The organism is Bacteroides sp. AF32-8BH, from assembly GCF_003435205.1.
GTDB classification, from domain to species: Bacteria; Bacteroidota; Bacteroidia; order Bacteroidales; family Bacteroidaceae; genus Bacteroides; species Bacteroides ovatus.
In genome coordinates this window covers 135,646-162,225 of sequence record NZ_QVLZ01000011.1, presented here as the reverse complement: position 1 = coordinate 162,225, position 26,580 = coordinate 135,646, and the positions used below count along the sequence as shown (strand labels likewise).

At 46.0% G+C, this 26,580-nt stretch carries 21 protein-coding genes; 13 read left to right on the top strand and 8 right to left on the bottom strand.

The window, feature by feature from the left end; genetic code table 11:
• Position 1: 1 nt before the first annotated feature.
• The 4 genes from DWZ47_RS10070 to DWZ47_RS10055 all read right to left on the bottom strand — a co-directional run bounded on the left by DWZ47_RS10070 (position 2) and on the right by DWZ47_RS10055 (position 4,337).
• A complete protein-coding gene (locus tag DWZ47_RS10070; protein WP_004318090.1) occupies positions 2–1,315 on the bottom strand; it encodes a sensor histidine kinase in 1,314 nt (437 codons plus the stop codon).
• Positions 1,312–2,652, bottom strand: coding sequence for a sigma-54-dependent transcriptional regulator (locus DWZ47_RS10065; protein WP_008998441.1), 1,341 nt, complete (start codon positions 2,650–2,652; stop codon positions 1,312–1,314). Before DWZ47_RS10065 ends, DWZ47_RS10070 begins: the two co-directional genes overlap by 4 nt.
• 97 nt (positions 2,653–2,749) lie before the next feature.
• A complete protein-coding gene (locus DWZ47_RS10060; RefSeq protein WP_004295735.1) occupies positions 2,750–3,553 on the bottom strand; it encodes a hypothetical protein in 804 nt (267 codons plus the stop codon).
• A complete protein-coding gene (locus DWZ47_RS10055; RefSeq protein ID WP_052587814.1) occupies positions 3,534–4,337 on the bottom strand; it encodes a metallophosphoesterase family protein in 804 nt (267 codons plus the stop codon). Before DWZ47_RS10055 ends, DWZ47_RS10060 begins: the two co-directional genes overlap by 20 nt.
• 268 nt (positions 4,338–4,605) lie before the next feature.
• Between DWZ47_RS10055 and DWZ47_RS10050 the strand changes: the two genes are divergently transcribed.
• From DWZ47_RS10050 to DWZ47_RS10040, 3 genes are read left to right on the top strand one after another with little or no spacing between them, the layout of a single operon-like run.
• On the top strand, positions 4,606–6,915 hold the full coding sequence (locus DWZ47_RS10050) for an ABC transporter permease (protein WP_004318093.1): 2,310 nt from the start codon (positions 4,606–4,608) through the stop codon (positions 6,913–6,915).
• A 23-nt stretch (positions 6,916–6,938) separates the two neighbouring features.
• Entirely contained in the window at positions 6,939–7,613 is a 675-nt protein-coding gene (locus DWZ47_RS10045; RefSeq protein ID WP_004303508.1) for an ABC transporter ATP-binding protein, read from the top strand.
• 18 nt (positions 7,614–7,631) lie between these two features.
• Positions 7,632–9,950: an ABC transporter permease gene (locus DWZ47_RS10040; RefSeq protein ID WP_004295739.1), complete on the top strand. Its 2,319-nt coding sequence runs from the start codon at positions 7,632–7,634 to the stop codon at positions 9,948–9,950.
• Positions 9,951–9,989: 39 nt separating this feature from the next.
• Here DWZ47_RS10040 and DWZ47_RS10035 read toward each other — a convergent pair whose 3' ends face one another.
• Positions 9,990–11,354, bottom strand: coding sequence for an MATE family efflux transporter (locus tag DWZ47_RS10035; protein WP_004295740.1), 1,365 nt, complete (start codon positions 11,352–11,354; stop codon positions 9,990–9,992).
• Between the two features lie 150 nt (positions 11,355–11,504).
• Here DWZ47_RS10035 and DWZ47_RS10030 point away from each other — a divergent pair, with 150 nt between their 5' ends.
• From DWZ47_RS10030 to DWZ47_RS10020, 3 genes are all read left to right on the top strand, one after another.
• Entirely contained in the window at positions 11,505–12,152 is a 648-nt protein-coding gene (locus DWZ47_RS10030; protein WP_004295741.1) for an HAD family hydrolase, read from the top strand.
• Positions 12,153–12,397: 245 nt separating this feature from the next.
• Positions 12,398–13,219 carry a 3-methyl-2-oxobutanoate hydroxymethyltransferase gene (panB, locus tag DWZ47_RS10025; protein WP_004295743.1) on the top strand — a complete coding sequence of 274 codons (822 nt, stop codon included), beginning with the start codon at positions 12,398–12,400 and terminating at the stop codon, positions 13,217–13,219.
• Positions 13,220–13,228: 9 nt separating this feature from the next.
• Positions 13,229–14,386: an MFS transporter gene (locus DWZ47_RS10020; RefSeq protein WP_004308817.1), complete on the top strand. Its 1,158-nt coding sequence runs from the start codon at positions 13,229–13,231 to the stop codon at positions 14,384–14,386.
• 14 nt (positions 14,387–14,400) lie between these two features.
• Here DWZ47_RS10020 and DWZ47_RS10015 read toward each other — a convergent pair whose 3' ends face one another.
• Positions 14,401–16,620: a RelA/SpoT family protein gene (locus tag DWZ47_RS10015; RefSeq protein WP_004308819.1), complete on the bottom strand. Its 2,220-nt coding sequence runs from the start codon at positions 16,618–16,620 to the stop codon at positions 14,401–14,403.
• Positions 16,621–16,726: 106 nt separating this feature from the next.
• Between DWZ47_RS10015 and DWZ47_RS10010 the strand changes: the two genes are divergently transcribed.
• The 5 genes from DWZ47_RS10010 to DWZ47_RS09990 all read left to right on the top strand — a co-directional run bounded on the left by DWZ47_RS10010 (position 16,727) and on the right by DWZ47_RS09990 (position 22,234).
• Positions 16,727–18,244, top strand: coding sequence for a DUF4301 family protein (locus tag DWZ47_RS10010; protein WP_004295746.1), 1,518 nt, complete (start codon positions 16,727–16,729; stop codon positions 18,242–18,244).
• Between the two features lie 101 nt (positions 18,245–18,345).
• Positions 18,346–18,969, top strand: a complete 624-nt coding sequence (locus tag DWZ47_RS10005; protein ID WP_004303471.1) for a chloramphenicol acetyltransferase — start codon at positions 18,346–18,348, stop codon at positions 18,967–18,969.
• Between the two features lie 33 nt (positions 18,970–19,002).
• Positions 19,003–20,397 carry an acyloxyacyl hydrolase gene (locus tag DWZ47_RS10000; protein ID WP_117512992.1) on the top strand — a complete coding sequence of 465 codons (1,395 nt, stop codon included), beginning with the start codon at positions 19,003–19,005 and terminating at the stop codon, positions 20,395–20,397.
• Positions 20,398–20,421: 24 nt separating this feature from the next.
• Entirely contained in the window at positions 20,422–20,985 is a 564-nt protein-coding gene (locus DWZ47_RS09995) for a Crp/Fnr family transcriptional regulator (RefSeq protein WP_004308858.1), read from the top strand.
• 97 nt (positions 20,986–21,082) lie between these two features.
• The gene (locus DWZ47_RS09990) at positions 21,083–22,234 is read left to right on the top strand and encodes an acyltransferase family protein (RefSeq protein WP_004303469.1); all 1,152 of its coding nucleotides are present in this window, start codon (positions 21,083–21,085) and stop codon (positions 22,232–22,234) included.
• Positions 22,235–22,386: 152 nt separating this feature from the next.
• Here the strand turns inward: DWZ47_RS09990 and DWZ47_RS09985 are convergent, their stop codons facing one another.
• Together DWZ47_RS09985 and purT are read right to left on the bottom strand one after the other, a co-directional pair.
• Positions 22,387–22,857: a GNAT family N-acetyltransferase gene (locus tag DWZ47_RS09985; RefSeq protein WP_004295751.1), complete on the bottom strand. Its 471-nt coding sequence runs from the start codon at positions 22,855–22,857 to the stop codon at positions 22,387–22,389.
• Between the two features lie 21 nt (positions 22,858–22,878).
• Positions 22,879–24,045 (bottom strand): formate-dependent phosphoribosylglycinamide formyltransferase, encoded by a 1,167-nt coding sequence (purT, locus tag DWZ47_RS09980; protein ID WP_117513012.1) that lies wholly within the window; start codon positions 24,043–24,045, stop codon positions 22,879–22,881.
• A gap of 678 nt (positions 24,046–24,723) precedes the next feature.
• Here purT and atpD point away from each other — a divergent pair.
• Positions 24,724–26,244 (top strand): F0F1 ATP synthase subunit beta, encoded by a 1,521-nt coding sequence (gene atpD, locus DWZ47_RS09975; RefSeq protein ID WP_004295754.1) that lies wholly within the window; start codon positions 24,724–24,726, stop codon positions 26,242–26,244.
• A gap of 12 nt (positions 26,245–26,256) precedes the next feature.
• Positions 26,257–26,502 carry an ATP synthase F1 subunit epsilon gene (atpC, locus tag DWZ47_RS09970; protein WP_004303467.1) on the top strand — a complete coding sequence of 82 codons (246 nt, stop codon included), beginning with the start codon at positions 26,257–26,259 and terminating at the stop codon, positions 26,500–26,502.
• The last annotated feature ends 78 nt before the right edge of the window (positions 26,503–26,580 follow it).

Sequence of the window (26,580 nt, the reverse complement as noted above, 5' to 3'; positions counted from 1 at the left end):
GTTATTTGAATTTTAAAATAAACGTTGTTTCTTTCTCTCGAAGCAAAGTGAGACTCCCGCCCGAAAGACGCATGATCTGCCGTGAAATACTAAGTCCGATTCCGCTACCATTTTCTTTGGTGGTGAAGAAAGGAATAAAGATATGCTCTGCTATTTCCGACGGGATTTCAGGACCGTTGTTTTTGATCTCGATCCATATTTCTTCCATATCATTGCAATAAGCCCGAAGCTCGATTCTACCATCCGGCTGGCTGCCGATTGCCTGGATGGCATTCTTCAGAAGATTGATAACTACCTGGGCGATGAGGTTTTCATCCGCATACAGAATTAAGTCCGCAGGAGAAATCTCCGTGTGGAAACAAATAGTGTCACACGGATTCTGATGGCGGGCAAGTTCAATCATCCTTTCTATGAATGCTTTCACATAGAACAATGACGGTTCCGGTGCAGGTATGCGTGTAAACTGCCGGTAAGATTCTACAAAAGAGAGCAAGCCTTTTCCTGTGGTGCTGATGGTCTGCAACCCGTGACTGATTTCTTCATCTTTACCCTCGGACATGGAAAGAAGAGTGTCACAAAGAGAAGTGATAGGCGTGACCGAATTCATGATTTCATGCGTCAGAACCCGTGTCAGGCGAATCCATGAATCTATTTCCTTTTCATCAAGTTCGGTATTGATATCATTCAGAGCCAGAATACGCAGATGCTCTTTGCGCACATTGATTTCCGATACACGTATGGATAGATTAACGGTTCCCCGTTCGTTGTGAAATATCACTTGCAGTTTGTCTCCGGGACGGCAGTTCTCTATTTTCTCCATGAGCGTAGTGTCTACTTTACTCAACTGATGGATATGCGTGAATATATTCAGCCCCAAAAGACGGAGTGCCTCCTTGTTCTTCTGATAAACAGCCCCATTGTCATTGAGTACCAGCAATCCTGTACTGACAAAATCCAGAATCAGCTCGTAATATTTCTCTTGTTGTGCGGTTTCCGCTTTTACATTATATAAGATATGTCCCACCCGGTTGAGTGCCCGGTTGATCTTTTGGCTTTCGGGAGTACCGTTTTCTTCGGGAAAATGAAAAGTGTTATCATTATTTTCAAGCGCGTTAATCATGAAAAGCACCTGCTTGGTGTGAAGCTGGTACAGGCGGATTTGCCAGATGATACTAAGTACCAGCAGACAAAGACTGATGCCCAACCAACCGTATGATTGATGAATACCGAACCAGACAGTCGATATACAGAAAAGTACAGTCAGCAAAACTCTGAACCAGTACCGAATCCCCAGTTGTTGGATCTGTGAGCTCATAATCCGAATTTTTTCATCTTGTTATAGAGCGTCTGCCGGGTTATTCCCAGTTGAGCGGCCACTGCCGATAGATTTCCCGCACAGGCATCGAGCGCTTTCCGTATCATCTGCACTTCCATTTCTTCCAGGGTGGAGATACTCTGTTCCTGAATGGCTATCCGTGGTACGGATAATTGGAATAATTCAGCAGGAATCAGCGGACTGTCATTGATGATAACCGCCTTTTCGATGACGTGCTCCAATTCGCGGATATTACCATACCAGGGATGCGCAGTCAATTTATCCTTTGCTTCGGGAGTGAACTTCATCAACGACTTGTCATATTGCTTGCAGAAGTGAACCATAAATCGTTCGGCCAATGGGATAATATCCTCTTTCCGTTCGCGCAGGGGAGGAATTTCCACATGAATGGTATTGATGCGGTAGAGCAAGTCTTCCCGGAATTCGCCTTTCGCTACCATCTCCTGCAGGTTCCGGTTCGTGGCACATATCAGTCGGATATCAATAGGAATTGGCGTGTTACTTCCCACTTTCACAATGCTTCGCCGTTGGATGGCGGTTAGTAGCTTTGCTTGCAGATGGTAGGGCAAGTTTCCTATTTCGTCGAGAAACAGCGTACTCTTTTCGGCAGCCTCGAACTTACCTGTCCGGTCGGTGTGTGCATCAGTGAACGACCCTTTTATATGTCCGAAAAGCTCACTCTCGAATAAAGATTCGGTGATGGTTCCCATATCCACAGCAATCATTTCTTTATATTTGCGGTTGGAAAGCGCATGGATTTCCCGTGCCAGCATCTCTTTTCCCGTTCCGTTTTCACCCGTTATCAAGAGGTTGGCATCGGTGACGGCAACCTTTTTAATCAAAGCCCGTAGTTGTTGCATAACCTTGCTTTCTCCCCAGTACATAGGCGAGTGAACAGGCTTTTCTTTACTTGCCGTTTTCCTATCGTTGTGCGTAGAGGTTGCTGCAGTTTGCAGCGTTTCCACCAGTTTCTGGTTGTCCCAGGGTTTGACGATAAAGTCCGTTGCTCCTTCTTTAATACCCCGGATAGCCAGTTCAATATCGGCATAAGCCGTAAAAAGTACGACCGGAAGATCCGGACGTACTTTTTTTATTTCATGTAACCAGAATAATCCCTCATTGCCGGTATTGATGCCCGATGTGAAATTCATGTCCAGCAATACCACTTCCGGCATTTCCTCCCGCAGGACGCTCGTCAGGGTGACAGGCGAGGAGAGTGCAACGACCTTTGAAAAATAACTTTTTAAAAGGATTTGTATGGCAGTCAGCACCCCTTTATTGTCGTCTACAATGATGATTGTTCCAGATTTACTCATTTTCGTTCAAGTTTGTAAAGCGCAAACTTACGAAAAAAGGATGTGATAATTCAAGAATCGTAATTCAAAATTGATTTTATCCCCCTTGTATCTCCAATCATAACCACTGGAACTTCAATCCGAATGATAAACTAAGGTAGTCACGTGGACGGAGATAACTATTGTTTACCGCACTAATCACATAAAGGTCACACGTACTTATTTCATAGAAAAAGGTTACAGACTTGGCCATAAATCTACGTTGCGGGTCAATGTCATAGGTCAGGCGTTGTCCCATAAAGACATGGAAACGCACTTTGCTTGAGAAACCATAATACCCTTTCGGATAACGTTCCGGTTCGTTCACCCAGAACTGATTTCCAAATACGGTATTCACATAAAGACCACAGGCAAGAGGCTCTGTCGAGAATCCTTTTCCAATATTAATGCTCCAGGGCATATAGTTCTGCTTGAGCGTCATGGTCACTTTTGCTTTCTTCGAAGAATATTTCGGAATGAATCCGAGCAATACATCCGTTTCCCACTGATTACGTTTTCCATAATCCCATCCTGTACCGAAAGAGAGCAATCCCATATTTCCGGCATATTGTATTTTGGAATGAGTCGGGATAATCCGTTCCCAGTTTCTGCGGAAACGGTGAACCCGATTATCGTAGCGGGTATGTTTGGTGTGCTTCGGTGTGGCAGGCAACACGGAGTCCGCTTTGATAATGGTGAATGAAGACTCCCCGTTACGAAAGGTGATAATTGAATCATCCTTGATGATAAAACGGAGCGAATCATCCTTGTAGTTGTTGATGATTGTATCCCTCTTGCAGGTAGCAGACATCAGACCGGGAAGCAGGAGAAGCACGGACAGTACTCCCGCGCGTAAGATATAATTAGTATTTAACCAGCTCATATTCGTATTTTTCCGGAGTTATTGTAAATACCAGATAAGTACGGTAATCCATACAATCACTGGTAACATAATGTATCCCATCATCAAAAATCACATCGTCCTGATGGTGATGGGTATGGGCGGCCGTGCAGAACTGTACTCCTGCATACTGTTTGACATAGTGTTGGAATACTTTTGCCACATTATCATTGAACACATCCGTATAGGGACGCGCGTGCATACAAATGACCGTTTTTTCAAACTCATCCCGCCTGTTCGTTATCTCATTTTCCATAAAGGTAAAGTCCGGTACAGGTTCGGAGTAATCATACTCCAAAGCGTTGGTATTCAGGCAGACAAACTTCACATCTCCTGCGATGAAAGAGAAGTTTGTGGGGCCGAATACAGCCTTGTAGGTTTCCGCTCCCGTTCCCAGACAGTCATGATTTCCGATCAGAGCCACATAAGGCACATGAAGTCCGTTCATGATATCCCTTTGCCAAAGAAATTCCTTAGTCAGTCCGAAGTCACTCATATCCCCTCCGTGGATAACGAAGTCAATATCATTTCGTTGATTGATTGCTTTTACAAAATCTTCCGTTTCGTCATACCATCGTTGTGAGTCGCCCATTGTCACGAACCGTATCGTAGTTTTACCCTGGCAATTTGCTTCTATTCTTTCCATATTGTGGGCGTTGACCTCTGTTTCTCCGCTGATGCGGACGTCATACGGATGATAGTCTATCATACCGCATCCCGAAAGGAACAGGCACGAAAACAGTGCATATAAATTCTTCCTCTTCATCATTACTTTAATAGTTTAGAAAACTAGATGCAAAGATAAAGTTTTCTATCGGGATGGACAATCTCCCCATGGATAATAGAGACTGTTGGAACAATTTAAAGGAGAAATGGAATAGTCTCCCGGTTGTCTAAAAATTAGACGGTACTGTCTAATTTTTAGACAATATTCAGAAAGGTTGAAATGATAAACACTTGATAATGAATTGTTATTCTTTTTTGGCATGCTTTCTGCATTCTTGAAAATAGAAAAAACAGAAATAAAATATAATATGAAACAAATCTATTATGTGATCCGTACTTTATTGCGGGGGCATGGTTCCAACGTTATCAAAATCCTCTCTTTGGCGTTGGGGCTGACGATGAGCATCCTGTTGTTTGCCCGCGTGGCTTTCGAACAGAGCTTTGACAAATGCTTCAAAGATTATGATAACCTGTATCAGATCTTCTCCGTCTTTTCCGCCAATGGCCAAACCTTTGAGCCGCAGGAAATGAACTGCGGACCGGTGGCGGGTGCCATACAGGAGAACTTTCCTAAAGAAGTGGAAGCAGCCACCAGCTATTGTGTCTGGATGAGTGCCCCTCTTTATTATGGAAGTGTCCGTTTTGAAGCTAACAAAGTGACAGCCGATTCACTATTCTTTCAAACTATGGGTATCGATGTTTTGAGCGGTGTTCCGGAAAAAGAACTGATGCAGAAAGATGTTGTCTTTCTTAGTGACCGGTTGGCGCGTAAGATGTTCGACCAAGAAAACCCGATAGGCAAAGTAATCTCCTATAATAAAGAAATAGAACTGACAGTGAAAGGCACGTACGCCGACATACCCGAAAATGCTACCGTCAGACCGGATGCAGTGATTTCTCTGCCTACCGTATGGAGCCGTGGATGGGGAAACTACTCCTGGAGGGGAGGCGACAGCTGGATCGCATTTATCCGTTTTCGTCCCGGAGCAGACAAATCCGTGGTGAATGCACGGTTGAATGACCTGATAAAGAAATATCGTCCTGCGGAAGACCAGAAAGTGGTAGGTTATACCGCTTTTGTAAAGCCGATCCGTGATGTATACAGGGAAGAACCGGACGTGAAGCGGATGCGGAACATCATGTCTATCTTGGGAATAATCATCCTTTTTATCGCTACCTTGAACTACGTACTGATCTCCATCTCTTCACTCTCATACCGTGCCAAAGCCATCGGCGTACATAAGTGTAGCGGTGCAGGCAGCGGCAAAATCCTGGGAATGTTCCTATTGGAAACAGCTATCATTATTCTCTTCGCCTTGCTATTGATGGGATTAATCTTACTGAACTTCCGCGACTTTATAGAAGACACAACCGCCGTTGAACTCGGAGCCCTGTTCTCTTTAGACCGTCTTTGGGTACCCCTGCTGACGGTAGCTATCCTGTTCCTCATAGGAGGAGCACTGCCCGGACGCATCTTTGCCAGAATCCCCGTTTCACAAGTCTTCCGCCGCTACACAGAAGGAAAAAAAGGATGGAAACGCCCGCTATTATTCGTGCAGTTTGCCGGCGTAGCTTTCATCTGCGGATTGATGTATGTGGTGATGCTGCAATACTACTATGTCTTGAACAAAGACCTGGGATACAATCCGAAGCGCGTTGTCGTAGCCAATACTGATTTCGGCAATAAAGAAAACCAGGACTATGCCCTGACTTTCTTCCGTGGCCTGCCTTATGTAGAGTCCGTGTCCAGTGCCGATTCCCATCCCGTCTATAGTTATAGTGGAACGATGATTCAGGATGAAAGTGGACAATCACTTTTCTCCTCCCGTTTTTGCGAAATGATGGAAGACTATCCAAAGATGATGGGTATGGTGATGAAGGAGGGGCGTATGCCACGGAATGAAAACGAAGTAGCCATCAATGAAACATACGGCGAATGGATGCATTGGGGAACAGAGCTATTGAACCGTACTGTCTATAATTCAGGCTACGTATGTAAAGTAGTGGGAGTGATTAAAGACTTCCGGATCGGTAATTTCACCAACCCGCAAGCACCCTTCATCCTGATGAGTACCAAGAATTTCGGAAACTGTGTTCATGTCCGGCTGAAAGAACCTTTTGCAGAGAATCTTCAGAAACTGAATAAAGTATCGGCAGACGCTTTCCCCGATAAAACGGTCGATTTCCGTTCGATGGAGCAGATGATAAAAGAGAGTTATAACTCCATCCGCGTCTTCAGCAATGCTACCATACTGGCGGCGGTTACCATGTTCTTTGTGATGATGATGGGATTGATAGGCTACACAACCGATGAAGTCCGCCGCCGTTCCAAAGAGATTGCCATACGTAAAGTCAATGGTGCCGAAGCCTCCGGCATTCTGGAAATGTTGGTGAAAGATGTGCTCTATGTAGCCGTTGCAGCCGTTGTGATCGGTGTAGCGGCATCATGGTACGTCAATGATATGTGGATGGATATGTTTGCCGAGCACGTGCCTGTCAGTTGGGCGGCGTATGTACTGATAGCGATTGTAAATCTTCTCGTTATCGTAGCCTGCGTACTTTGGAAATCGTGGCGGATTGCCAATGAAAATCCGGTGAATAGCCTTAAAAGTGAATAATTAAAAACATAAATAAAAAGAGTATGATTGAAATAAACAACATCAGTAAAGTATTCCGTACTTCCGAAGTAGAGACAGTTGCCTTGAATCACGTAAACCTTGAAGTAAAAGAGGGAGAGTTTGTAGCCATTATGGGCCCCTCCGGTTGTGGTAAATCCACTTTGTTGAATATTCTGGGTTTGCTCGATAACCCCACCGAAGGTTCCTACCGCTTGATGGGTGAAGAAGTGGGCGGATTGAAAGAGAAAGAACGTACCCATGTGCGTAAGGGCAAACTCGGATTCGTATTCCAGAGCTTTAACCTGATCGACGAGCTGAATGTTTACGAGAATGTAGAACTTCCTCTGACATACCTGGGCTTTAAAGCATCCGAACGCCGCCGCATGGTAGAAGACATTCTGAAACGGATGAACATCAGCCATCGTGCCAAACACTTTCCGCAACAACTTTCCGGTGGTCAGCAACAACGTGTCGCCATTGCCCGTGCCGTAGTGACCAACCCGAAACTGATTCTCGCCGATGAGCCGACCGGTAACCTCGACTCAAAGAATGGGGCAGAAGTGATGAACCTGTTGACCGAACTGAATAAAGAAGGAACAACCATCATCATGGTGACACACTCACAACACGACGCATCCTTTGCCCATCGTACAGTTCATTTGTTCGACGGCAGCGTGGTAGCCAGTGTGATAGCATAAACCAGATCAGAAGCAAGTATGAGACAAATCTATTATAGCATACGTACATTACTGCATGAGCGTACTTTGAATATCGTAAGAGTGCTCTCCCTTTCTTTAGGACTAACAGTTGGCATCTTGCTTTTCTCGCAAATAGCTTTTGAGATGAGCTATGAGAAATGTTACCCGGAAGCGGAGAATCTGATAATGGCGAGAATAGCGGCACAGAATATGACGACCGGCGAAGTGCAGGGTGATGACGGAATGAATTATGACTATACCGTCTGTGATCCGGTAGCTTTTACCTTGGCGCAGGATATGCCTGAAGAAATAGAATCAGCCACCTGTGTACTTCCTTCCCAGTTTTATCATATTTATAAGGAAGACAAACTGCTGTCAAAAGCAAATTACATGATGGTCGACACCTGTTTCTTTGAAACGATGGGTATACCCGTACTAAAAGGGAACGCGAAAGATCTCATCATCTCGAATAGCATATTTGTATCAGAACATTTTGCCCGTGAAACATTCGGTAGCGCAGACCCTATTGGGAAAACCCTTTCGGCCGACAAGCAGTTGGAGCTCACAATTCGCGGCGTCTATAAAGACATACCCGAAAATTCGATGCTCTCCCGTGACTTTGTGATTACCATCCACCGCGATGGTCGCTATGCGAGTGGTAACGGTTGGAATGGGAATGATATCTTTTATGCCTTTGCACGCTTGCGTCATGCGTCGGATATAGACAAGGTGAACAGCAAAATTCAACAAGTAATGGCAAAATACAGCCCCTTGCAATGGGATGACTGGAAGTTGGAATACAGCGTTGTTCCTCTTTCGAAACGCCATCTGGATTCTGCCGATACCCAGAAACGTTTGATGATATTCGGCTTCCTCGGCTTTTCAGTGTTTTTTGTAGCCATCATGAATTATATGTTGATTTCAATAGCCACTATCAGTCGTCGTGCAAAAAGCGTAGGAGTGCATAAATGCAGTGGAGCCAGTTCCGGAAACATCTTTGGCATGTTTCTGGCAGAAACCGGAGTATTGGTTCTACTATCCGTCCTGTTTAGCTTCCTGTTGATAATCAACATGGGCGAATTGATCGAAGACCTGTTGGGAACCAGCCTTGCCTCACTGTTTGCCTGGGACATCATTTGGATACCCTTGCTCACTGTAGTAGTCCTTTTCCTCCTGGCAGGAGGCATACCGGGAAAACTGTTCTCACGTATTCCCGTCACGCAGGTATTCCGGCACTATACGGATGGAAAAAGAGGATGGAAACGTTCATTACTATTTGTCCAGTTCACGGGTACCTCCTTTGTACTCGGATTATTGCTGGTTACCCTGTTACAATATTCTCACCTGATGAATGGAGATATGGGAATCAAGATTCCGGGACTGGTAGAAGCCGAAACCTGGATGTCCGGCGAAACAGTAGAACATGTAAAAGACGAGTTGCTCCGCCAACCGATGGTGGACGGGGTATCGGCATCCACACACAGCGTACTGGGAGAATATTGGACACGTGGATTGATTGGTAACGACGGCAAACGCATTGCCACCCTTAATTTCAATATGTGCGACTATGATTATCCGAATGTGATGGGAATCAGAATAACAGAAGGCACTACCATCAAGAAAAAAGGCGATCTATTGGTAAATAAAGAACTCGTTCGTTTGATGAAATGGACCGATGGTGCCGTAGGAAAATCAGTGAGTGGGGTAGAAGGTACCATCGTGGGAGTGTTTGATGATATTCGTAATAGAAGTTTCTATTCCAGTCAGTCTCCTATCGTATTGATTGCCGATAAAGAATCGGCCAATCACACCATCAATGTTCGTCTAAAAGAACCCTATGACGAGAACCTGAAACGCTTGAACGAATGTGTGGCAAAAACATTCCCGAATGTAGCCCTGAACTTCAATTCAGTAGACAGCATGATTCGCGAAGGCTATAAGAGCGTATACCGTTTCCGTAACGCAGTCTGGATTTCGTCCTGCTTCATCCTGCTTATTGTCATCACGGGATTGATTGGCTATGTGAATGGAGAAACTCAACGCCGCAGCAAGGAAATAGCCATACGCAAAGTGAATGGGGCAGAGGCCTCCGGCATCCTGAAACTATTGATATACGACATTCTGAATATCTCCGTAATCTCTGTGCTGATAGGTACTGCCGCTTCCTATTTTACAGGCCAAATATGGTTGGAACAGTTTAGCGAACGAATTGATATGGATCTGTTACTTTTTATAGGAATAGCCCTGCTGGTACTATTGGTTATCGTGGCTTGCGTGGTAGTGAAAGCCTGGCACGTTGCCAATGAAAACCCCGTAAAGAGCATCAAAGCAGAATAAAGAATAAAAACCAACAGGCGGAGTAAAGCAGTTAATGCTTTATTCCGCTACCGTTTCCGGATGTTGTTTAGACACTTTCTTAATGTAAATCATCAGACTGACAACCGCCGTAATAAACGCCAATGCATCCGATACCGGCATACTAATCCAGATACCTTCCAATCCCCACCAGTTGGGAAAGAGCAGCAAGCAAGGCAAAAGATAAAGCAACTGTCGCGTCAGCGAAAGGAAAATACTTATTTTAGCCTTCCCGATACTTTGGAAGAAGTTACCAATCACAATCTGCGCCCCTACAAACGGGAACATCAATACAGCCAGCCGGATACCGTCTACGGCCAAATCAATCAATTCATCGCTATCCGTGAAAAGAGCCGATACGGCATGAGGGAAGAACTCGCAGATAATAAACCCGCTACTGGTAATCACGACCCCGGAGATAATCCCCAGTCGCAATGTCTGTTTCACACGGTCTATCTTCTGTGCTCCGAAGTTATACCCCACAATAGGCTGCATACCCATCGTCAGACCTAACACAATCATCACATAAAGCGTCAGCAAACGGTTAATAATCCCATAAGCACCAATCGCCATATCGCCCCCGTAATTTTGCAGACTGTTATTGATGATAATCACAATGGCACACGCACACACATTCATCAGGAAAGGAGACATACCGATGGCGAAGATACTCTCCACAATCCTCCGTTTCATCTTCCAGATATTCCCCTCAAAATGCACCGTACTGTCTTTCTTGACAAAATGGCTCACCACCCACACCATACCGATCAACTGTGAAATCACCGTTGCCGTAGCAGCTCCCCTCATTCCCCATTCAAAGTGGAAAATAAAGATAGGAGCGAGGATAATGTTCGCTACCACCGTCACCATCGAAGTCAACATCGCCTTTTTCGGGTATCCGGTAGCACGCATCACGTTGTTCAACCCAATCATCGTATAAGTGATAGGAGTACCCAATAAGATCACCTGCATAAAGCTCCGCGCATAAGGAAGCGTCTCGCTACTGGCCCCGAAGAAAACCAATATATCATCCAGGAAGATGAAAGACAAAATACCAAAGAAGAACGAATTAGTGATACAGAGCATCAACGTGTGTGACAAGATTTCCGTAGCCCCCTTCATGTCCTTTTGCCCCAGACGGATAGACGCCAGCGTAGAACCGCCCGCCGATACCAATGTACAGAAAGCCACCACCAGATTCATCAGCGGAAAGCTGATGGCTAGTCCGGCAATCGCCATTGGGCCTACACCATGTCCGATGAAGATACTATCAATAATATTATAGATAGAAGTAATCGTCATTCCGATAATTGCAGGAATGGAATATTGTAACAGCAATTTGCCGATACTTTCTTTGCCTAAGATATGTGGGTCGTTCTTGCTCATGCGCTAGTAGATTTTGTTGGATAAAAACGTATGTTACGTTTTTTTTAGCTTTGCAAAGGTACGAATTATTTGCCTGATTCGATGATTATTCGGAACTTTGCAACGACGGATACACAAGGTTTAACGTTTAGGTAAAAAGAAAGTTTATATATGAATACAACGAAAACGATTGCGGCACTCTTCGATTTTGATGGTGTCATTATGGATACAGAAACGCAGTACACAGTCTTCTGGGACGAGCAGGGACGGAAATATCTGAATGAAGAAGATTTCGGCCGCCGTATTAAGGGACAGACATTATTGCAAATCTATGAAAAGTATTTCTCGGACCAACCCGAAGCCCAGCTTGAAATAAGCGCCGAACTCTACGTTTACGAGCAAAAGATGTCCTACGAATACATCCCCGGAGTAGAAGCCTTTATAGCCGATCTTCGCCGTAACGGTGCAAAGATAGCCGTAGTCACCAGCTCCAACGAAGAGAAGATGGCTAACGTCTACAATGCCCACCCCGAATTTAAAGGAATGGTAGACCGCATCCTGACCGGAGAGATGTTTGCCCGTTCCAAACCGGCTCCCGACTGCTTCCTGCTCGGGATGGAAATCTTTGAAGCCACCCCCGAAAACACCTACGTCTTTGAAGATTCTTTCCACGGCCTGCAAGCCGGAATGACTTCCGGGGCAACAGTGATCGGACTTGCCACCACCAATACACGTGAAGCCATCACTGGCAAAGCACATTATATAATAGACGACTTCACCGGCATGACCTACGACAAGCTCCTGATCCTGCATCGTTAAGAGAAAGAATAAATCCGAAACGCATTATTGCACTTGATAAATCGCTTCCTTATATTGTTAAGGAGCTTTTATTATACCTCACAGAATCCTTCCAACCGCCTCCCCAGCTATCCAAGCGAGGTGTTTGAAAGGATTTTTTGCATTTCCTTCTCTGTTATGAATTAAATGTTATAACTTTGCCGCGATTTTTGAAGGCGCTTGACGTCGTTTTAATTTTTAATCATTAATTTTTAATTTAAAAAGACATGGCTGGTTATATATCAGATGACTCAAGAAAGGTGACTACTCATCGCCTGGTTGAAATGAAACAGAGAGGTGAAAAAATATCTATGCTGACTGCTTATGATTACACAATGGCACAGATTGTAGACGGTGCGGGAATGGACGTAATCCTGGTAGGCGACTCCGCTTCCAATGTAATGGCAGGTAATGTGACAACACTTCCTATCACACTCGACCAAATGATCTATCATGCCAAATCCGTGGTACGCGGCGTGAAACGTGCGATGGTAGTGGTTGATATGCCTTTCGGATCCTATCAGGGCAACGAGATGGAAGGACTTGCTTCTGCCATCCGTATCATGAAAGAAAGCCACGCTGACGCTTTGAAGCTCGAAGGTGGTGAAGAAATCATAGACACGGTGAGACGCATCGTATGTGCTGGCATTCCGGTAATGGGACATCTGGGACTCATGCCTCAATCCATCAATAAATACGGCACCTATACCGTGCGTGCCAAAGACGACGCCGAAGCCGAAAAACTGATTCGCGACGCCCATCTATTAGAAGAAGCAGGCTGTTTTGCCATTGTACTCGAAAAGATTCCCGCAACCCTTGCCGAACGCGTAGCATCCGAACTGACCATACCTATTATCGGTATCGGTGCCGGTGGCCACGTAGACGGTCAAGTATTGGTGATTCAGGACATGCTTGGCATGAACAACGGATTCCGTCCGCGTTTCTTGCGTCGTTATGCTGACTTGTACACGGTGATGACCGATGCCATCAGCCGTTACGTTTCTGACGTGAAGAATTGCTACTTCCCCAACGAGAAGGAACAATATTAAATATAGTATATGGCAGTTAAATTGTGGACAGTTCATTTTATGCGGATATGTGTAGCTAATTTGCTGTTGTTTATATCCTTGTATGTGTTATTTCCGGTGCTTTCCGTAGAGATGGCCGACCGTCTCGGAGTGCCGGCTGCACAGACAGGAGTAATCTTTCTCTTTTTCACCTTGGGGATGTTCCTCATCGGTCCTTTCCATGCCTATCTGGTAGATGCATACAAGCGTAAGTACGTCTGTATGTTTGCTGCTGCCCTGATGGTAGTGGCGACCATCGGATACGCCTTTGTTACCAACCTCACAGAACTGATTCTGTTGGGCACCGTGCAAGGGCTTGCCTTTGGCATAGGCACAACAGCCGGCATCACATTGGCCATCGACATCACCAACTCCACACTGCGCAGTGCGGGAAACGTCAGTTTCTCCTGGATGGCACGTATGGGAATGATCGCAGGCATTATCCTCGGAGTATGGCTTTATCAAAGCCAATCCTTCCAAACCCTGCTCACTGTATCTGTCATAACCGGAGCTGTCGGAATCCTCATGTTATCAGGAGTCTACGTACCTTTCCGTGCGCCGATTGTCACCAAACTCTATTCCTTCGACCGCTTCCTATTGCTTCGTGGATGGGTTCCTGCCATCAATCTGATCCTGATAACCTTCATTCCGGGACTGCTGGTTCCCATGGTACACCCTTTCCTAAACGATTTCGTACTCGGAAACACAGGAATCCCCGTACCGTTCTTTGTAGGAACAGCCCTCGGATACATCGTTTCCCTGTTCTTTGCACGTCTGTTTTTCCTGAAAGAGAAAACACTGCGACTGGTCATTATAGGACTCGGATTGGAAATCGTAGCCATGTCCCTACTGAATACAGACATCTCCATAGGCATTTCCTCCGTACTCTTAGGACTGGGCTTAGGCTTTATCCTGCCGGAATTTCTGGTGATGTTCGTAAAGCTATCCCACCATTGCCAACGCGGAACAGCCAACACCACCCATCTGCTGGCAACCGAAATCGGCATTTCCCTGGGAATCGCTACCGCCTGCTACATGGAATTGGATACAGATAAGATGCTACATACCGGACAGATAGTAGCATCCATTGCTTTACTCTTCTTTGCATTGATTACCTATCCTTATTATATAAAGAAGAAAGTAAGATAGGAGAGTAGCCGGAATTAATTCCGGCTAACTTGTTTTACTCCCTTTATAGTACGTAATTTCTTGATAAGAGCCTCCAAACGTCCCGTATCACCCACCATGACCGTCAGTGTTCCGGAGAACAAACCGTCGTTCGAGTCAATACCGATGGAGCGCAGCGTGATACCATTCTCTTTGGATATAATAGAAGTGATATTAGTCACGATACCAATATCATCATGCCCTACAACCCGCAGCGTGATAGGATATTGCGTACCTACCGATTTCCCCGCCCAACGAGCCTTCACAATACGATAACCGAAACGTTCGCGCATCTGATTGGCATTCGGACAGTCCGCCCGGTGTATCTTGATACCACCGCTTACCGTAACGAAACCAAACACATCATCCCCGTAAATCGGATTACAACATTTAGCCAACTTGAATTCCAACCCTTTCAGATTCTGATCGATTACCAGAACATCTTCCTTAGACGTCGTTTCCTCTTGTTGCGCAGCCTGCAAGTTATACCCTTCGGCACTGCGATACACAATTTCATCGTGCGTATCACTGTCCCGCTTCTGTTGCTCCACATACTTATCCAGAATCTCGTTAACGTCCAGTCCACCGTCGGCAATCCGCTGATAAAACTCCGTCACATTCTTGAAGCCCAAACGCTTGATGAGGCGCATCATGGTCGCTTCATCATATTCCAACTTACGATTCTTGAATTTCCGTTCCAGCGTCTCCTTGGCAAAAGCGTGCTGGCGTGCCACCATCTCTTTGAGAGCCTGCCTTATCTTGGTGCGCGCTTTGGAAGTCGTCACGATGTTCAGCCAGTCCTGCTTCGGCGTCTGGGTGTTTGAAGTCATGATCTCCACTTGGTCGCCGCTGTTCAGTTTCTGTTTGAGCTGCACATTCTTGCCGTTCACTTTCGCGCCGATACACTTGCATCCCAACTTACTATGGATATGGAAAGCAAAATCCAATACCGTAGCCCCTTTGGCGAGCTTGAACAAATCCCCCTTGGGCGTGAAGACAAACACTTCATCCTCGTAGAGATCCATCTTAAACTGATCCATCACTTTCAGTGAATCGTTGTCTGCATTCTCCAACGCCTCCCGCACAGAAGTCAACCACTCGTCCAGACCCGTTTCACCCTTGATACCTTTATATCTCCAGTGAGCAGCCAATCCGCGTTCCGCGATCTCGTCCATGCGGCGGGTACGTATCTGCACTTCCACCCATTTCCCTTCCGGGCCCATCACAGTGATGTGCAACGACTCGTAACCATTGCTTTTCGGGATAGAGAGCCAGTCGCGCAGACGCTTCGGGTTCGGCTGGTACATATCCGTAACAATCGAATAAACCTGCCAGCATTCCTGCTTCTCCTTAGCCGGGTCCGGCTCCGAATCGAGGATGATACGGATGGCGAACAAGTCATAAATCCCCTCAAAAGACGTTTTCTGCTTCTGAATCTTGTTCCATATCGAATGAATCGACTTGGTACGCCCCTTGATGTCGAACTTCAATCCTGCTTCCGACACCTTCCTCTGGATCGGTTCGATAAAAGCAGCGATATACTTGTCGCGGGACGCCTTCGTCTCGTTCAGCTTATCCTTGATAAAATAGTACGTTTCCTTCTGCGTATATTTGAGAGACAAATCTTCCAGTTCCGATTTCAGCTTGTACAATCCCAGCTTATGTGCCAGCGGAGCATACAGGTAAGCAGCCTCGTTCGCCACTTTGAGCCGGTCCTCCTCGTTGCCCGTGTCCTTGATTTGGCGCATCACATTCACACGATCCGCAATCATAATCAGGATTACACGCATATCCTCCGCAAAAGAAAGCAGCAGATTACGGAAGTTTTCCGACTCGATAGCCGGACTCTTCGCATACAGCTCGTTCGTTTTCACCAATCCCTTGATGATACTTGCTACGTCATCCCCATATTCGGCGTTCACCTCGTCGATAGACAATACATGCCCCTTCACGATTTCGTGCAACATGATACCGATCAGGCACGAACCTTTCATACCGATTTCCTCGGCAACGATCACTGCCGTTTGTAAATCTCTGATGACGGGATTCATCCCGAAGTTATTGCGTTGCAGACCGTTACACTGGGCCGCTTTGATAAGATGTCTCTTTAACTTTAGGCAATCCTTCCAGGAAATGCTATCTCCTGCAGATTGCAACAAATGCCGGTAGAGTGAAAAAAGCTCCTTTTTTTCCTCTGATGTAAAAAAGTCGTCCATATTCAATCTTGTTAATTCGATGTAAAATTAGTTTTTTTCCCGGTTATTCGGCAAGAAGTAAATAACATTTTGTATTTTTGGGCATCAATTAATAAAATTAGATATTATGATAACGACACAGGACAAAGAGTTGCTTGCCAAGAAAGGCATCACGGAAGAGCAAATTGTAGAACAATTAGCATGCTTCCAGACGGGTTTCCCCTTTTTGAAGCTGGATGCGGCAGCCTCCATCGAAAAGGGAATATTAGCTCCCGATGCAGAAGAACAGAAGGCTTATCTGGCCGCCTGGGATGCATATACCAACACAGATAAGACTGTTGTGAAGTTCGTGCCCGCCTCCGGTGCAGCGAGTCGTATGTTCAAGAACCTGTTCGAGTTCCTGTCTGCCGACTATGACCGGCCGACTACCAAGTTCGAACAGACATTCTTCGACGGAATCAAGAATTTTGCTTTCTATGATGATCTGAATGTAGCCTGCCAGCGTATCGACGGAAAAGATATTCCCGGACTGATCGAAGACGGCAACTATAAAGCAGTAGTATCCGCCCTGCTCGAAACAGCCGGACTGAATTACGGCGCACTACCGAAAGGTCTGCTCAAATTCCATAAGTATCCTGAAGGTTCACGCACGCCGATGGAAGAACATCTCGCCGAAGGAGCCTTGTATGCTGCCGGAAAGAGCGGTAAAGTAAACGTGCACTTCACGGTATCTACCGAACACCGTGAACTCTTCAAGAAGCTGGTAGCCGAAAAGGTAGACGAATTTTCCAAACGCTATGGAGTAGACTATTACATCACCTTCTCCGAACAAAAGCCGAGTACCGACACGATTGCCGCCGACATGGACAACCAACCTTTCCGTGACAACGGCAAACTGCTGTTCCGTCCCGGTGGCCACGGCGCACTGATCGAGAACCTGAACGACCTCGATGCAGACATTATCTTCATCAAGAACATCGACAACGTAGTGCCCGACAGACTGAAAGCCGACACCGTTACTTATAAGAAACTGATTGCCGGAGTGCTCGTGACTTTGCAAGAACAAGTATTCGAATACCTTACCCTGCTCGACAGCGGTAAATACACCCACGACCAGATGATGGAAATGCTTCAATTCCTGCAAAAGAAACTCTTCTGCAAGAATCCGGAGACGAAAGACCTCGAAGATTCCGTACTCGCCATCTACCTGAAAAACAAGTTCAACCGCCCGATGCGCGTCTGCGGAATGGTGAAGAACGTAGGCGAACCCGGTGGCGGCCCGTTCCTTGCTTACAACAGCGACGGAACCATCTCCCTGCAAATCCTCGAAAGCTCACAGATCGACATGGACGATCCGGAAAAGAAAGAAATGTTCGAGAAAGGCACACACTTCAATCCGGTAGACCTCGTATGCGCCGTGCGCGATTATAAAGGACATAAGTTCGACCTGGTGAAGTATGTAGATAAAGCAACAGGCTTCATCTCCTACAAATCGAAGAACGGCAAAGACCTGAAAGCTCTCGAACTTCCCGGCTTGTGGAACGGAGCGATGAGCGACTGGAATACCGTCTTTGTAGAAGTGCCACTTTCCACTTTTAACCCGGTAAAAACAGTGAACGACTTGTTGCGTGAGCAACATCAGTAAAGAGTCTGAATTTAGAAACGCAGATTACCGCAAAGGAAATAGGCTAAATCTGCGATAATTTGCGTTAATCTGCGTTTCTCAAATAAAAAAGAGTGTTTAGAATGAATCAGATAGAGAAGATCATCGATATTGCTACTTGGAACAGAAGAGAACATTACGAACATTTCAGTGCTTTTGACGATCCGTTTTTCGGAGTGACCGTTCAGGTAGACTGTACGCGCGCGTATCAGGAAGCCAAAACCAAAGGCATATCCTTTTCCCTGTTAGTCCTCCATCGGATAACGACTGCCGCTGCTGCGGTAGAAGAATTCCGTTATCGCATCGAAGGCGATAAGGTGGTGTGCTATGACAGCCTTCTGCCCGAAGCCACCGTAGGCCGTGACGACCATACCTTTTCTTTTGCCGCCTTTGAATATGATCCGGACGAACTTGTCTTTATCCGCCGGGCAAAAGCCGAAATGGAACGTTTGCAAGCCACTACGGGACTCAACAAAGGAGGCACTTTCCATCCCAATGCCATTCATTATTCGGCAGTGCCGTGGCTCTCATTCACCGACATGAAGCACCCCACCAATATGCGTTCGGGCGACAGCGTTCCCAAAATCTCCACCGGAAAGTACTTCCGTGACGGAGAAAGACTGATGATGCCCGTTTCCGTAACCTGCCATCATGGGTTGATGGACGGCTATCATGTGGCACAGTTTATTGAGAAGCTCCATTTGTAACTTCCGTTCTGAAAAGACAAACCAGACTATCATATGAGAGTACAGATACCCAGATGGGAAATCGCCGTAATCTGTTCCGCTTTGCTTTTCCCCGGCACTTCGCTTAGTGCGCAGGAGGTAGGGCAGGAAGAGAAAGAGGTGAAGGAAATGCGGCAAGACGTAGAACAGCTCCAGCAGGACGTCCGCCAACTTCGTGAAGAAGTGCGGAGATTGCAGGAAGAAATTCATGGCTTCCGGCACAACAGCTTCCCGCAATGCGGAGCCGACACCGTAGCTCCCTACGTTCCCCACCATTTCATTCATCGGTTGGGGATAGAGGCGCGGCCGCAATACGTGTTCCCCACCAATCCTTTCCTGCAAGGCGAGAACGAACGGTGGAAACCCATCCTGAGTTCATTTGCCGCTCATCTGAAATACTCTTTCAAGTTTCGTCCCAACACCTGTGCCGACCGCATCTATGGCGGAGCTTATCAAGGTTTCGGCTTGGCTTTCACCACCTTTGGCGACAAAAAGCAACTGGGTGATCCGATGACGTTCTATGTCTTTCAAGGTGCACGCATTGCCCGTTTCAATCCCCGCCTTTCGCTCAATTACGAGTGGAATTTCGGTATTTCTGCCGGATGGAAACCTTATGACAACGATTACAACTCCTACAACGGAGCCGTAGGCTCACGGGTGAATGCCTACCTCAATGCGGGTATCTACCTTAACTGGTCGCTTTCTCGTTATTTCGACTTTATCATCGGCGGAGACTTCACGCATTTCTCCAACGGCAACACCAAGTTTCCCAATGCAGGTGTCAACACCACCGGAGCGAAAATCGGACTGGTGTACAACTTCAACCGGGAAGAAGCCGACCTCACTAAATCATTGGTTCATCCCTACGTTCCCCGTTTTCCGCGACACGTCAGTTATGACCTTGTGTTGTTCGGCTCGTGGCGTCGCAAAGGCGTCTATGTAGGCGAGAAGCAGATTGCATCACCGGGCAGCTATCCCGTAGCGGGATTCAACTTTGCTCCGATGTACAATCTCAACTATAAGCTGCGCTTTGGAGTTTCGCTGGATGGTGTCTATGACGGTAGTGCCAATGTGTACACCGAAGATGCGCTGGTGGAGTACGATGCAGGCAGTGGTTCCTCCCGTCGTAAATTTCTCGTGCCGGGCATTCAGAATCAGCTTGCGCTCGGACTTTCCGGACGGGCAGAATACGTGATGCCGTTTTTTACCATCGGTGTCGGCTTGGGAACGAATGTGCTGGGGCGTGGCGATTTGCGCGGACTGTATCAGGTCTTTGCGTTGAAGATCAACGTCACCCGGAGTTCATTCCTTCACATCGGCTACAATCTTCAGGATTTCCAGACCCCTAATTATCTGATGCTCGGTCTTGGTTTCCGTTTTAATAATAAATATCCTAAAGTACGTCATTAACCTCCAATACGCCATTACCCCCAAATGGAACATATCATTCGTAAAATCAGGCAAATCTATCCGGTTTCCGACGAAGCACTTCAAGCGCTTCAGGCGAATATGGAATTAAGGTATTATCCCAAAGATACCCGTATCGTTCAAGCAGGCGTCACAGACCGCCTGGTATATTTCATTGAAGAGGGCATCGCCCGTTCCGTATTCCACCACAACGGAGAGGACACCACTACGTGGTTCAGTCAGGAGGGCGACGTCACGTTCGGCATGGATTCGCTCTACTATCAGCAACCATCGGTAGAAAGCGTTGAAACGCTTTCCGATTGCAAAATCTACGTCATCCACATCGACAAGCTGAATGCCCTCTACGAAACATATATCGACATAGCCAACTGGGGAAGAATCCTGCATCAGAATGTGAATAAGGAGCTTAGCCACATGTTTGTGGAGCGCCTCCAACTTTCGCCTAAAGAACGCTACGAACAGTTCAACCGTCGCTATCCCGGATTGATAAACCGAGTGAAGCTGAAATATGTGGCTGCTTTTCTGGGCATTTCCATCTATACCCTTAGTCGGGTACGTGCTAAAAAATAGCGATTAGCAGGGCTTTTTTGCTTTAGAGCAAAGAAACTTCGTAGCGCAAACCGTATCTTTGCCTTCTGAAAATACTAACTTACTAATAGAAAAACAAATGTCGAACATTTCTGCTTCAGCTTTTTCAGACACCAAGGCGCATTATGATCTTCTTGACGGACTTCGCGGTGTGGCGGCTCTTATGGTGATATGGTATCACGTATTCGAGGGCTTCGCTTTTGCCAGTAATAGTGCTATTGAAACTCTGAATCACGGATATTTAGCCGTGGATTTCTTTTTTATCCTTTCGGGTTTTGTGATCGGTTATGCTTACGACGACCGTTGGGGTAAAAGTCTCACCATGAAAGATTTCTTTAAACGCCGATTGATACGTCTTCATCCGATGGTCATTATGGGTGCCGTTCTCGGTGCTATCACGTTCTGTATTCAGGGGAGTGTGCAATGGGACGGGACGCACGTAGCTATCTCCATGATAATGTTGTCTCTGCTTTGTACGATCTTCTTCATTCCCGCCATGCCGGGTGTTGGGTACGAAGTTCGTGGCAACGGTGAGATGTTTCCGTTGAATGGTCCTTGCTGGTCATTGTTTTTTGAGTATATCGGCAATATCCTGTATGCGTTGTTCATTCGCCGCTTGTCCAACAAGGCACTGACGGTGTTTGTGGTGTTGCTGGGCGTAGCGTTGGCGGCGTTTGCTGTTTTTAATGTCTCCACTTATGGAAACATAGGAGTGGGCTGGACGCTGGATGGGGTTAACTTTTTGGGCGGTTCCTTGCGTATGCTTTTCCCTTTTTCGTTGGGTATGCTTATGTCGCGCAATTTCAAGCCTATGAAGGTGAAAGGTGCATTTTGGATATGTACTATTGCGCTGATTGCCCTGTTCTCTGTTCCTTATCTGGAAGGGTTGGAGCCGCTTTGCATGAATGGTGTTTATGAAGCGTTTTGCGTGATTGTGGCTTTCCCTATCATTCTGTGGATAGGAGCGTCGGGTACCACCACGGACAAGCAATCGACAAAGATATGTAAGTTTTTGGGAGATATATCTTATCCGGTTTATGTGATACATTATCCGTTGATGTATCTGTTCTATGCATGGCTGATTGAGAATCAACTCTACACGTTAGGTGAAACCTGGCACGTAGCTTTGTGTGTCTTTATTTTGAGTATTATTCTTGCTTATCTGTGTTTGAAGCTGTATGATGAACCAATACGTAAATATTTGGCTAAACGTTTCTTGAGTAAGAAATGACGTTTTCATTTCATGAAGTTAAAAAGAAAAACTCCAGCTATGGTGACGGATAAAGTTACATTAGCTGGAGTTTTTCTTATATAAAATAAGACTTTCTTTATCTGCAAATGAGCTTTCTTCTATGTTTTCATCTTAGAAATGATTAGATGTGATTAACAGAGCTGCTTGCTCATCTTATAATTGGTGAGACACATTTGATTAGCTTTCCGCTTTTGCTCTTCATCGACCTGAAAACCTTGTTTTTCAAAAAATGGTTTTGCCGTGATGCTAACTTCCGATGTTAATCTTTTCGCACCTCTTTCTCGTGCATATGCTTCGAGATGCTTATACAAAGATGTTGCGACACCTTGATGCTGAAAGTCCTTGTGAACGAACAGCGTGTGCATATATCCGTCATCGTTTACAGAGCCAAAGCCTACAATCACGCCTTCTTCGTTTTCTGCAACCACATAATGTTGTTCTTCGAAAAGCTCATTCCAGTGTGACGTATCGTCTCCGCACGAAGCCCAATCTGCTACTTCTTCGGCTGTATAATCTTTTCGGTTCACAGTCAGAACTGTATGCTGATATAGCTCTTGCAGTGCTGGAATATCAGACAGGTTTACTTGGCGGATTTTATTCATCTTATCTCTGAATTTCTTGTATTAATGAACTTCTACTTTCTCTGCAATTCTCTTAGCCTTGTCGCGCAACGCATCCAAATCAGAATCAAGCGGAGCATAACAAAGTACCACACCCATACGGCGGTTGACACGTGTAAACGGTTTGCCGAAAATGCGGAGATAAGTATCTTCTTCTTTGGTCACTTCTTCTAGTCCGCGATATTGAGGACGTTCCTGGCTGGCAATCGGGGAAAGGATCACAGCGCTTGCGCCTATCCGTTCTTGTTTGATGCCGGGAATGGGCAGGCCGAGTACGGCACGCAGATGCAATTCAAATTCATTCAGGTTTTGTGTGCCCGCCAGTGTCACCATACCTGTGTCATGCGGACGAGGAGAGAGTTCGGAGAAATAGACTCCATTATCATGGCTTAGGAAGAACTCAACTCCCCAAAGTCCTGCACCTGTGAGGGCACGGGTTACTTTCTCCGCCATCTCTTCCGCTTCTTTCAAATGGGCGGGATCAATGTGTGCAGGCTGGAAACTTTCGCGGTAGTCGCCACCTTTCTGCACGTGTCCGATAGGAGGGCAGAAGAGGGTAGGGCCGTTCTTTTGGGTAACGGTGAGCAGGGTGATTTCGCTGTCGAACTTGATAAATTCTTCAATGATAAGTTCGCGAATATCGCCACGACTGCCGCTGCATCCGTATTCCCAGGCATGTTCGAGTTCGTCGGCACTCTTCACGAGCGATTGTCCTTTGCCGGAAGAAGACATCAATGGTTTAACGACACAAGGGAAACCGATTTTATCGGCAGCTTCTTTCAGTTCTTCCAGAGTTTTGGCATAGAAGTATTTGGCTGTTTTCAGTCCGAGTTCTTGGGCGGCAAGGTCGCGAATGGCTTTGCGGTTCATCGTGAAGTTCACGGCACGAGCGCTGGGAACTACCTGGATACCTTCTTTCTCGAAGTCGTATAAGCGTTCTGTACGGATGGCTTCAATCTCCGGAACGATGATGTCCGGGCGGTATTTCTTCACCACGCGTTCCAGCTCTTCACCGTTCAGCATGTCGAATACTTCAAATTCATCGGCCACTTGCATAGCCGGTGCTCCTGCATAGGAGTCGCAAGCAATGATGTGCTGGCCTTTACGTTGAGCTGAAATTACAAATTCTTTTCCTAGTTCGCCAGAACCGAGTAACAGTATTTTCTTCATCATTTTGAGTGTTTTATATTAGTGGTGCAAAATTACAGCAAAAAAATGAGATAATAATTGTATGTGGCGTTATTATATTGCTCTTTTATGCAAATTGGGAACTTTATAAAGATGGATGTGAATCTTAATGCAAAAATGCGGAATATATAAGGAATAGAATAGATAGGAGAAAAACAGGAAATATGGCTTTAAACTTTCTTAAGGAAAACATGAAAATACGGACTTTTCTGTGTTCGAGCACAAAACTAGTTGTTTTTGCCACTATTTCTTGTTTTTGCTAATCCATTGATTTTTAACAAAGAGATAGGAAACTCGATGGGTTAATTTAGTTTATTGATAGATTATTGCCCCCAAACTTGTTTTGCTATTGATTTGTAGCAGAAATTTGCCTGAATTGGTCAATCTGTAGTCATTGTAGGTCTAATAAGTGTTATCGAACGACAAATTATGAAAAAGGAAGCACAACGACACGGAATTGTTTCTACATTTGCGCAGTTGTTTCTTTAACTATTTCTAAGGACAGAAGTTTATGGGATATAGAAAATAGTTGAACAAAAACTGAACTCAACTGTTTATTATAATAATGAAATAGGTAAAACGCGAAAAATGTGCATTCCTTTCATATTATAAAGTCAAAAAGGAGAGAAAAGAATAATATAAATAAATTAGAGATTGCTTATGTCACAGATTATCGGACATATCTCGCAGGTGATCGGCCCTGTGGTCGATGTGTACTTTGAGGGTACGGATGCAGAATTGGTGCTGCCAAGCATCCACGACGCACTGGAGATAAAGAGGCCAAACGGCAAAATACTGGTTGTAGAAGTTCAGCAACATATCGGCGAAAATACGGTGCGTACCGTAGCGATGGACAGTACTGACGGACTTCAGAGAGGCATGAAAGTGTATCCCACCGGAGGCCCGATCACGATGCCGATTGGCGAACAGATTAAAGGACGACTGATGAACGTAGTCGGTGATTCGATCGACGGTATGAAAGGACTCGACCGCAAAGGTGCATATTCCATTCATCGCGACCCCCCTAAGTTTGAGGATTTGACTACTGTGCAAGAGGTGCTCTTCACAGGTATCAAAGTGATCGACCTGCTCGAACCGTATGCCAAAGGTGGTAAAATCGGTTTGTTCGGCGGTGCCGGTGTAGGAAAGACTGTATTGATTCAGGAACTTATCAATAATATCGCCAAGAAACATAATGGATTCTCTGTATTTGCCGGAGTAGGTGAACGTACCCGTGAAGGTAACGACTTGCTGCGCGAAATGATTGAATCCGGTGTAATCCGTTACGGCGAAGCATTCAAAGAAGGAATGGAGAAAGGTCACTGGGATCTTTCGAAAGTGGATTATAACGAACTGGAGAAATCGCAAGTGTCTCTGATTTTCGGTCAGATGAACGAGCCTCCGGGCGCACGTGCCTCTGTGGCATTGTCCGGACTGACGGTGGCGGAATCTTTCCGCGACGCAGGAAAAGAAGGTGAGAAACGCGATATTCTGTTCTTTATTGATAATATCTTCCGTTTCACGCAAGCAGGTTCGGAAGTGTCCGCCCTTTTGGGACGTATGCCCTCCGCTGTTGGTTACCAGCCCACGTTGGCTACGGAAATGGGTGCGATGCAGGAACGTATCACGTCTACCCGCAAAGGTTCTATCACCTCCGTACAGGCGGTGTATGTGCCTGCCGATGACTTGACCGACCCGGCTCCTGCAACAACTTTCAGCCACTTGGACGCAACTACCGTGCTCGACCGTAAGATTACGGAGCTGGGTATTTATCCGGCGGTAGACCCGTTGGCTTCTACGTCACGTATCCTCGACCCGCACATTGTTGGCCAGGAACACTACGACGTAGCGCAGCAAGTGAAACAAATTCTGCAACGTAACAAGGAATTACAAGATATTATCTCCATCCTCGGTATGGAAGAACTCTCGGAAGAAGACAAGATGGTAGTGAACCGCGCCCGCCGTGTGCAGCGTTTCCTTTCACAACCGTTTGCCGTGGCTGAACAGTTTACAGGCGTTCCGGGTGTGATGGTGGGTATTGAAGACACCATCAAGGGATTCAAGATGATTCTGGAAGGAGAAGTGGATTATCTTCCCGAACAGGCTTTCTTGAATGTCGGAACCATTGAGGAGGCAATAGAGAAAGGTAAGAAATTGCTGGAACAGGCAGCAAAAAAATAAAAAGATAGCATGATGAAAGAACTGCATTTGAGTATAGTATCGCCCGAAAAGAGCATATTCGACGGAAATGTGAAGATTGTCACATTGCCGGGAATGATCGGTTCGTTTTCTATTCTCCCCGGGCATGCGCCCATTGTTTCGTCGTTGAAAGCGGGAACGTTGAGTTACACGACGATGGACGGAGAAGAGCACACGATGGATATTCAGGGCGGTTTTGTCGAAATGAGTGACGGTACGGTTTCTGCCTGTGTTTCCTGACGGAAACTCCTCACCGGCACAAAGACTAAGCATTAAAAAATTGAAAAAAACGAGGTTATAATCTTACAGAAAAACACA